Here is an 8,719-nt window from a genome sequence, read left to right on the forward strand (position 1 = left end):
CGGGTGTGGGGAATCGCACGCCTTGGGATGCTAACGCCTGCGCCGTCGCAGGATTGTCACGGAACCTTGCATGACACGGCCTAGCTTTTCGCCGAATCGCGCGTCAGGGGGTGCCGGCCGACTGCTTCGCCAGGTTCGCCATGAAGCCGGCGAGCTTCTGCACGGTGGCATCGCCTTCCATGCCGTAGCCGGCGGCGACACGTTGCAGGTCGTGGTAGCCCACCCATGTGCGGCCCTGCTCGTCCTGCCAGATGGCGAGGCGCAGCGGCAGGTCCAGTGCGAACGCCTGGTTACCCTGCATGAGCAGGGTGCCGACCTTGGGGTTGCCGAACACGAGGACGACGGTGGGCCGCAGCGGCAGGCCCGCTTCCTTCGCGTTGGCGCCGTGGTCGAACGTGGCGAACACGGGGACGCCAAGCTTCTCCAGCGCGGCCTTCGCCCGGGCCTGGGTCGAGGCGACATCCGAGGTGCTTCGCGATACGACCAGGTCGGCGGGGCCGCGCGGGGGTGGCGACGCTTCCGCCCCCATGGCCATCGTGGCGACAGTAAGGAACAAGCCAGCCTTGATCATGGCGCACCTCGGTGTGGGCGGATCGGTTTTACCCGGCTATATTGAAGTATCTCGTAATAGGCCCGCAGCGCCTATACTTAACGTTTGGTCTTCCCGGATAAGCGCCCGAACATGTTGAGAAGCGACCAAGTCCTCGTCACCGTCGGCACCGCCTGCACCATCTCGGCGGTGGGCTCGACGGAAACCTACCAGGCCCTGGTGGCCCAGTCCGAGGAATTCCTGCCCCTGGCGGCGTTCGACGCCGGCCTGGTCGAGATCGACCCCGAAGCCGCGAGCGCGGCCGATGGCATGCGCTGGGCCACGGGCGAGAAAGCAGGTGAACCGGCCACGCTCGACGAACTGAAGCGCCTTCACGGCGCCGAGCTCCGCGCAAACAGCGGCATCCGCCACGTGCCCGGCGTGCGCGAGCTGGCCCCGCGGGTGGTGACCGATATCGCCGCCCCGCTGCCGCACGACCTGGAAACCGTGGGCCTGCGCCGCCTGGCCGGCCTGCGCTACGAAGATATCCGTGGTTCCGGCCTGAAGGAAATGCACGGCCTGTTCCAGAACGATCCGCTGCTCAGCCCCTCGCTGCAGGCGCAGTTGTTCGCCTACGGCGCGCTGGGCGCGCTGGCTGGTTTGCCCCGCCCGCTTTCCGAACTCGTGCCCAACCCCTTCTCGTTCCGCGTGGCCTCCGCCACGGCGTTCGGCGGCAACGAGGCGCTTGGCCAATGGCTGCGCCCCGACGCCCCGCTGCCCGAAGGCGGTTTCCCGAAGGACACCTTCGCGGTTCGCCTGGCGCACTCGCTTGGCTCGCATGGCCCGGCGCTGGTGTCGACGATGCTTGCACCGTCGTACAGCATCAGCCGCGTGCTCAAGAACCCCGAGCTGCGCGAGTCACTCAAATCGGGCGACGTCGGTTTCATGCGCGTGCCGCAGGCCCCGGCCACCGCGGTGGGCGCCTGCGCGTCGAGCCTCATCGCGCTTGCCGACATCGCGCCGCAGCTGCTGTTTGATTACCCCGGCTTCCAGCGCCCGCAGATGGTGCTGCTCACCGCGGCCGACGCGGCGTTGCAGCCACGCTACGGCATCCTCGAGGCGTTTGGCGGCGGCGCGCTCATGACGGGCGAGAAGCTGGCCGCGAAAAATGCCGCGCACGGCGATGGTTCCGAACGCTCGGTGCATGATTCGCTCGCGCCGTTCGACATCGACGCCGATGGCACGGTGGTCGGCCACGGTGGCTCGGGCCTGCTTGTCACCACGCTCGATTTCGCCCTGCGCAACCAGCTCGACGTCACCTCCATCATCGTCGGCTGGGGCCAGAGCGGCGAAGCCGGTGGCAAGGCACACTTCGCCGGCGTGGGCTTCGGCGGCGAGAACGCGCTGGTGCAGGCGCTGGACATGGCGCATGCCGCGCACGGCTACGGCGTGGATGCGTTCCAGTACCTCGCCGCCCACGCCACGGGCACGCGCACCAACTCCAAGACCGACCTGGGCACGGCCCTGGCAGGCTTGCGTGGCGCGGCGCAGCGGCAGGGCCGCGAAGGCGAGCTGCCCAGGCTGTTCGTCGGCACGCCCAAGGCCGTCGGCGACGGCCACACCATGGGCGAGACGGGCCTGAAGGCGTTGTCGCAGGCGGTGCAGTTCGTCCTGGGCCGCAAGGCGCCGGGCGTGCCTACGCTGCGCCGCGTCGATCCCGACCTGGCCGAGGTGGCCGCGCACTTCCACTTGCAGGCCGAGCCTTCGCCGGGCAACCCCGATGGCGGTGCGATCTGCGCCACCCAGGGCTTCGGCGGTTATAACGGCGCCGTGGCGTTGCGCTCCGCCACGCCTGAGTCGCTGGCTCGTTACGACGTGGACGCCGACCTGCTTGCCGCCTACCTCGAAGCCTGGCCGCGCATCCGTGCCGAACGCGAGCGCCGCGAGCGCACGGCACGGCGTAGCCCGAAGCTCGCGCTTGCCATGGCTGAGATGCATCGCTGGGCCGGGCTCGAATAATCCTGCGCGCCATGTAACAAAAAAAGCGGCCCTCGGGCCGCTTTTCTGTTCCGAAATTACTCAAGCCATACCGTCAACGGAACCGCGGCGTGATCGTTGCATCACGTATGTGTCAACGCCGCGCAAACGTGGCCGACGCGCGTTAATGCCGGAAATGCAGCATACCTGCCCATGGTGTGCAGCATGATGCATACGACGCATCGTTACCATGCGGCACCACCTCGATCATTGTCTCGGGGGCGCTGTGGATTATCTAAATAAAGATTCATGCAGCGCCGAAGGTGGGCGGCAAAGTGTCGCAGAAGGTGGTCATCGCCTTCGCAACGCACGGAAAATGCGCGCGCGTTTTGTTCCACGACATGCAAGGGGTCCCATGTCAGTACCCAATCGCACCAGCGGTGCCTCGCTTATCGAGGTGCTCGTCGCGGTGCTGGTGTTCGGTGTCGGTGTCATCGGCCTCGCGGCATTGCTCATCACCTCGTTCCGCTCCAACCAGGTGGGTTACCTGCGCACGCAGGCCGAATTCCTGGCCATGGGCATGGCCGACCGCATGCGCGCGAACCCCCTCGGCGTGTGGGCCGGCAATTACAATTCCACGGCCTACCCCATCACCGGCACCCAGAACTGCACCGCGGCCAGTGCGTGCACGCCGGCGAACCTCGCCAAGCGCGACCAGTACCAGTGGAGCTCGCAGCTCACCACGTTCCTGCCCAACGCCACCGCCAGCATCGCGTGCACGAAGGGCGTCACGCCCGATGCCACGCAGTTGCAGATGCGCCCGCCTTATGCGGGCAACTGCGTCATGCAGCTCTCGTGGTCGGAGCGTGCGGCCACGAGCAGCAACGATGCCGCCAACCCGACACCTGCCGTCGCCACCCGCACGTACGCGTGGAATTTCCAGCCATGAGCGCGCCCGCCCGCACCCCACGCCGGCAGGCCGGCGTATCGCTCATCGAGCTGATGGTCGCCCTTACGCTCGCCTTGCTCGTGGCGCTGGGCATCATCAACCTTTTCACCACCACATCGAGCACCAGCCTGGTCCAGGCGCAGCTTGCGCGCCTGCAGGAGGGTGGCAGGTTCGCGGTCACGTCGCTCACGAACGACCTGCGCATGGCGACGGCCCAGTACTGCTCGAACATGGGCGGCCAGTCGGCGCCGCTTTCGAACGGTGCGATGACGCTCGACCGTTACCTGCGTTCGCCGCAGGTCATCGTCTCGGGGGCCACGTTGCAGTCGGCGCTCAAGGATGTCACCACCACCTGGGCGACCAAGAGCGGCTCCAACACCTACCCGGCCTCGCCCACGTCGCCGTTCGTGCTGCCCTCCTGGTACGGCATGCGCGGTTACGACTGCACGACCACCACCTGCACGCCCGTCGACCCGGCAGGCCCTGCGAATACCGCCGGCGTCATCCCGGCGCAGGGCACGGCCACCGGCAACCGCGTGGTCGGTAGCGACATCCTCACCGTGCGCTACGTGGATGGCACGCGTGGCTGGACCCTCGACGGCGTCAACAGCAAGCTCAATGTATCGGGCCAGGTGGTGACAAGCGTGACGGTGACGCAGCAGGCCGGCGAACCACCGTTGACCGACATCAAATCGGGCGACCTCATGATGCTTTCCGACTGCAACGCCTCCCAGGTGTTCAGCGCCAAGGTTTCAGGCACGACCATCACGCCCGATTCGAACTACACCACGCTCGCCCAACCCACCGGCGTGTCACCCCGCCTCTTCGATTTCAACCGCGACTACCAGACAGTGACGTATTACCTGCAGGTCGTCGACGACAACGACGGCAACAAGACAGGCGCGCTGATGCGCCGCCAGAACGGCGTCAGCGCCGAAGTGGTACGTGGCGTGGAGCGGCTCGATTTCCTCTACGGGGTGATGGACGCAGCCGGGAACACCAGCTTCCGCACCGCCGCCGATATCGACGCGGCCACCGGCTGCGCATCATCGTCGCCGGGCACCCTGGGTGGCGATCCGGGCTGCCTTTGGCGCTCCGTGCAGGGCATCGAGGTGCACCTGCTCATGGATGGGCAGAAGCCGCTTGGCACCATGACGGCCAACGACATGCTGTACCAGTACTTCGGCGATAGCGCGGTGGGGCTTTCCTCGCCCACCGATGCAAGCCGTGCCGTCAAACCGTCCGACCAGGGCTTTGACAACCGCATGCTCCGCCGCGAGTTCTCCACGATGGTCTCCGTGAGGAACTACAACCCATGAAACGCGAACGCGGGGCGGTCCTCGTCATTGCCCTGGTCTTCCTCTTGCTGCTGACGCTGGTCGCCATCACCAGCTCCAGCCGCTCGCTGATCCAGGAACGCCTGGCCGGCGCATTGCGTAACGCGCAACAGGCCGACTGGTCGGCAGAGAATGCGTTGCGCGGCGTGGAGTGGCGGCTATTCACGGGCGATGCCAGCCTCGGTTGCTATGACTCGAGCAACCCGGCCACGGTCAGCGCCAAGGCCAAGGCGTTCCGCGCCGCGCAGACCTGGGTGACGGCAGGTGCCACCGAGTACAAGGGTACGGGTGTCTCGCTCGACTACACGGCCACGGCCACCGACCCGAACATGGGCACGGCATCGCTCGCCGCCAACCCGTGGTTCATCGTGGAACTGCTTGGCCAGGACAGAACACCCTTGAGCGGCACCAGTACCGCCAAGGAGGCCAGCGCCGGCGGCAGTGCATCCACCAACCGCTTCTATCTTTACCGCGTAACCGCGCGTGCCGTCGGTGGTAGCCCCAACACCATCCGCGTCATCGAATCCACGTTCGTCACGCCGAACCGCCTTACCTGCACGCTGAGCTGAAGGACGATGCCATGAACCACCCACCCTTCGCCCTGCGCTGCCTGCTCGCCCTCGTGGCCACGGTTTTCGTGGGGGGCGTGGCGTCGGCCACCACGGTCACCCTGTCGAAGACCCCGCCGGGCGTCACGTCCAAGGTCGCCCCCAACATCGTGGTGACCTTCGATGACTCCGGCTCGATGAACTCGACGTCCATCCCCGATTCGATGGACGACAACATCGGCAAGAAATTCTATTACTCGGCCGACGGCAACCAGATCTACTTCGACCCGACGGTGACCTACGTGATCCCGCCGGATGCCTTCGGCCAGCCGCTGGGCACGCCGAGCTTCACCGCGGCGTGGCGCGACGGCTACTGCGCCAATACGCTGACCAAGCTGTGCTGGTCGCCCAACAGCAAGCTGTACCTGGCGCCGAACGTGGTGAACCTCGGCACCTCGTTCTCCACCAACTTCCTCGTCAACGTGTACGCCGGCAACTCGCCCTGCCCCCGCAACGCGAACGAGCCGGGCTGGCTGAACATCTCGGGTTTTGGCAACAGCTGCATCATCCAGGAGATCCCCACCGCCGTCCGCGGCTCCACCACGCGCTTTGGCATCACCACCTACGACACCGGCGCGTTCTATTACGTGTGCCCCAACGGCGCGAGCGAGACGGGCTGCGTGTACCACCTCGTGGCAAATGAATCGGCCGCGATCCAGCAGAATTTCGCCATCTGGTACAGCTACTACCGCACGCGCAATTTCAACGCGCGCGCCGCCGTGGGGCGCGTCTTCAGCGCCATTGGCGACAACGCCGTGCGCGTGGCGTGGCAGACGTTGCAGAGCCAGTCCGCCGCATCCGCTTATTCGACCAACAGCGCGCTCTACACGGGCGCCCCGTACGGCCCCATCACCGACAGCACCAAGGTGCTCGAACTGGCCAATGCGGCGACCGGTTGCACCGCCGCGAGCGTCACCGACGCCTGCTGGCGTAGCCAGTTCATGAACTGGCTATATGGCGTGCCCGCCAGCGGTGGCACGCCAACGCGCGTGGCCACCATCAACGCGGGCAAGTTCTACCAGCGCACGCTGGGCAAGACCCCGGCGCAGGATCCCTACTGGAATGGCAGCACCACCACGCCCGGCGAGCTGTCGTGCCGCAAGAACTTCAACATGCTGGTGACCGACGGCTACTGGAACGGCGACAGCCCGGATACCAACGCCGTGCCCACCAACGATTCGACCAATGTCACGCTGCCCGACAACGTGTCGTTCCCCACGTCCGATGGTGAGTCGAAGGTGTACTGGAACCAGGCGTCGACCACGGTCTCGCCATCCCTGGCCGATATCGCTTTCAACTACTGGGCGACGAACCTGCGCCCGGACATGAAGAACAACGTGCCGCCGTACTGGTCGGACCTGACCACGGGTGTCGCCGGCCCCACGTCGACGGTGGACCCAGGCTCGCCCCAAGCGAACAAGGAAGTGTATTTCAACCCGGCGAACGACCCGGCCACCTGGCAGCACATGTCGCAATACATGGTGACCATGGGCATCTCGGGGACACTTACCTACCCAGACGATTACACCGCGCTGCGCAAGGGCACCAAGGCGTGGCCCAGCCCCGCGACCGCGGGTGGCGCCACCAACATCGACGATACGTGGCACGCGGCCCTCAACAGCCGTGGCGGCTACTTCAGCGCGGCCGACCCGACCTCGCTGGTGAACAGCCTCACCACCATCCTTTCGTCGGTCATCGCGGCGAGCTCCACGGCCCTGACGCTGACCCTCAGCACCAATGTGCTGTCGGTCGGCGCGGTGGCGTACTACGCGGGCTACGACACCACCAACTGGGGCGGTACCCTGCAGGCCCGCACGCTTGGCGCGACCGGCGCGGTGAGCGCCGCATCCCTGTGGAGCGCCGGCGACCTGCTCAACGCCAGGAGCCTCACGTCGGACCCGCGGCTGATCGTGACAAGCACCGCGCCGGGTACCGGCACGGGCATCGCCTTCAACTACGATAGCCTGGCACTGAACCAGCAGCTGGTGCTCAACTCGTCCGACGGCACGGGCTCGCTCCTGCTGCAGGATGGCCTGGGCAAGCGCCGCGTGGCATGGCTCAGCGGCTCGCGCACCGACGAGGGGGCCACCTTCCGCACGCGAACGACGCTACTGGGTGCCATCTTCGGCTCGCAGCCGACCTACGTGGGCGCGCCCTCAGGCAACTTCTCCGACAGCTTCCCCACGAACTCGCCCGAGGCCGCCGCGGTATCGACCGATTCGTACTTCGCGTTCGTCAGCAAGTGGGCCAACCGCCCTGCGACGCTGTACGTGGGTGCGAATGACGGCATGCTGCACGCGTTCGACGCCCGCCTCGCCTCGGTCGCGGGCAGCAACCCCGGCCGCGAGCTCTGGGCGTACGTGCCGGCCAGCGTGTATGCCAACCTCCCCGCGCAAAGCAAGCTCAACAACTTCACGTTCACGCCCACGGTCGACGGCAGCCCTGTCATTGGCGATGTGTTCTTCAATGCCGCGAACACGACGAACAAGAGCACCGCCGGCTGGCACACCTTGCTGGTGGGGTCGCTACGCTACGGTGGCCGCGGCGTGTTCGGCATCGATGTCACCGACCCCAGCGCCGCGACGCTCAACACCACCACGGCGGTGGCCTCGAAAGTGCTGTGGGAATTCAACAGCGAAGTGGCATCGTCGGCGGCGGGCACCCCCGCGAACCTCGGCTACACCTTCGGCACGCCGGTGATCGCCCGCGTCGCATGGCCCAACACCGATGCGAACAAGACGGTGGGACGCTGGGTGGTGCTCGTGCCAGGCGGCTACCTGCCCGACGGCAGCACGGCCACGGCGGCGAACAATGCCTATAGCTCCATCTTCATGCTCGACGCCCAGACGGGTACGCTCCTGAAAGAAATCCGCACGCCCACCGGCACGGGCGCCACGGCCAGCCATGGCATCACGACGCCTACCGTCGGTGACTACGATGGCGACCAGGTGGCCGACGTGGCGTTCGCCGGCGACCTCGATGGCAACATGTGGCGCATCGACCTGTCGCAGGCCTCGCTTTCCAGCACCACGGCCTCGGCCGGCGTGAGCCTGCTGTTCAAGCCAGCCACGGTGAACGCGCAATCGATCACCACGGCACCGCGCCTCATCGCCGACCCCAACTCCGCGTACTTCATGGTGATCTTCGGTACCGGCCGGTTCCTGAGCACGGCGGACACGGCCGATACCACCATGCAATCGCTGTACGGCGTCCGCGACCCTGGCGCCGCCGTCACCACCCCGGTCCAGGTGGCGTCCCTGGTCCAGCAAACGCTTGCCGTCGATGCCGCCACGGGCGCCATCGGCGTGTCCAGCAACGC

Annotated in this window: 6 protein-coding genes; 5 read left to right on the plus strand and 1 reads right to left on the minus strand. The window is 66.7% G+C overall.

The features are described from left to right. Positions 1 to 103 precede the first annotated feature (103 nt). Positions 104 to 571, minus strand: coding sequence for a DUF302 domain-containing protein (locus tag VI08_RS09785; RefSeq protein ID WP_052697811.1), 468 nt, complete (start codon positions 569 to 571; stop codon positions 104 to 106). A 111-nt stretch (positions 572 to 682) separates the two neighbouring features. Here VI08_RS09785 and VI08_RS09790 point away from each other — a divergent pair, with 111 nt between their 5' ends. The 5 genes from VI08_RS09790 to VI08_RS09810 form a co-directional block, all read left to right on the plus strand. Continuing rightward, positions 683 to 2,548: a hypothetical protein gene (locus tag VI08_RS09790; RefSeq protein WP_045829376.1), complete on the plus strand. Its 1,866-nt coding sequence runs from the start codon at positions 683 to 685 to the stop codon at positions 2,546 to 2,548. Between the two features lie 373 nt (positions 2,549 to 2,921). After that, a complete protein-coding gene (gene pilV / locus VI08_RS09795; protein WP_052697812.1) occupies positions 2,922 to 3,455 on the plus strand; it encodes a type IV pilus modification protein PilV in 534 nt (177 codons plus the stop codon). Next, positions 3,452 to 4,774, plus strand: coding sequence for a PilW family protein (locus VI08_RS09800; protein ID WP_045829377.1), 1,323 nt, complete (start codon positions 3,452 to 3,454; stop codon positions 4,772 to 4,774). The genes pilV and VI08_RS09800 overlap by 4 nt, the downstream gene beginning before the upstream one ends. Next, positions 4,771 to 5,361, plus strand: coding sequence for a pilus assembly PilX family protein (locus VI08_RS09805; protein ID WP_045829378.1), 591 nt, complete (start codon positions 4,771 to 4,773; stop codon positions 5,359 to 5,361). Before VI08_RS09800 ends, VI08_RS09805 begins: the two co-directional genes overlap by 4 nt. Before the next feature lie 11 nt (positions 5,362 to 5,372). Beyond that, on the plus strand, positions 5,373 to 8,719 hold a 3,347-nt coding region (locus VI08_RS09810; RefSeq protein ID WP_045829379.1), incomplete at its 3' end, for a pilus assembly protein.

Source organism: Luteibacter yeojuensis, assembly GCF_000964085.1.
In the GTDB taxonomy this organism is placed as follows: domain Bacteria; phylum Pseudomonadota; class Gammaproteobacteria; order Xanthomonadales; family Rhodanobacteraceae; genus Luteibacter; species Luteibacter yeojuensis_A.

Excerpts from the sequence above, each read along its gene's own strand:
- VI08_RS09805 (WP_045829378.1), top strand. The coding sequence starts at position 4,771 with ATGAAACGCGAACGCGGGGCGGTCCTCGTCATTGCCCTGGTCTTCCTC.
- VI08_RS09790 (WP_045829376.1), top strand. The coding sequence starts at position 683 with ATGTTGAGAAGCGACCAAGTCCTCGTCACCGTCGGCACCGCCTGCACC.
- pilV (WP_052697812.1), top strand. The coding sequence starts at position 2,922 with ATGTCAGTACCCAATCGCACCAGCGGTGCCTCGCTTATCGAGGTGCTC.
- VI08_RS09785 (WP_052697811.1), bottom strand. The coding sequence starts at position 571 with ATGATCAAGGCTGGCTTGTTCCTTACTGTCGCCACGATGGCCATGGGG.
- VI08_RS09800 (WP_045829377.1), top strand. The coding sequence starts at position 3,452 with ATGAGCGCGCCCGCCCGCACCCCACGCCGGCAGGCCGGCGTATCGCTC.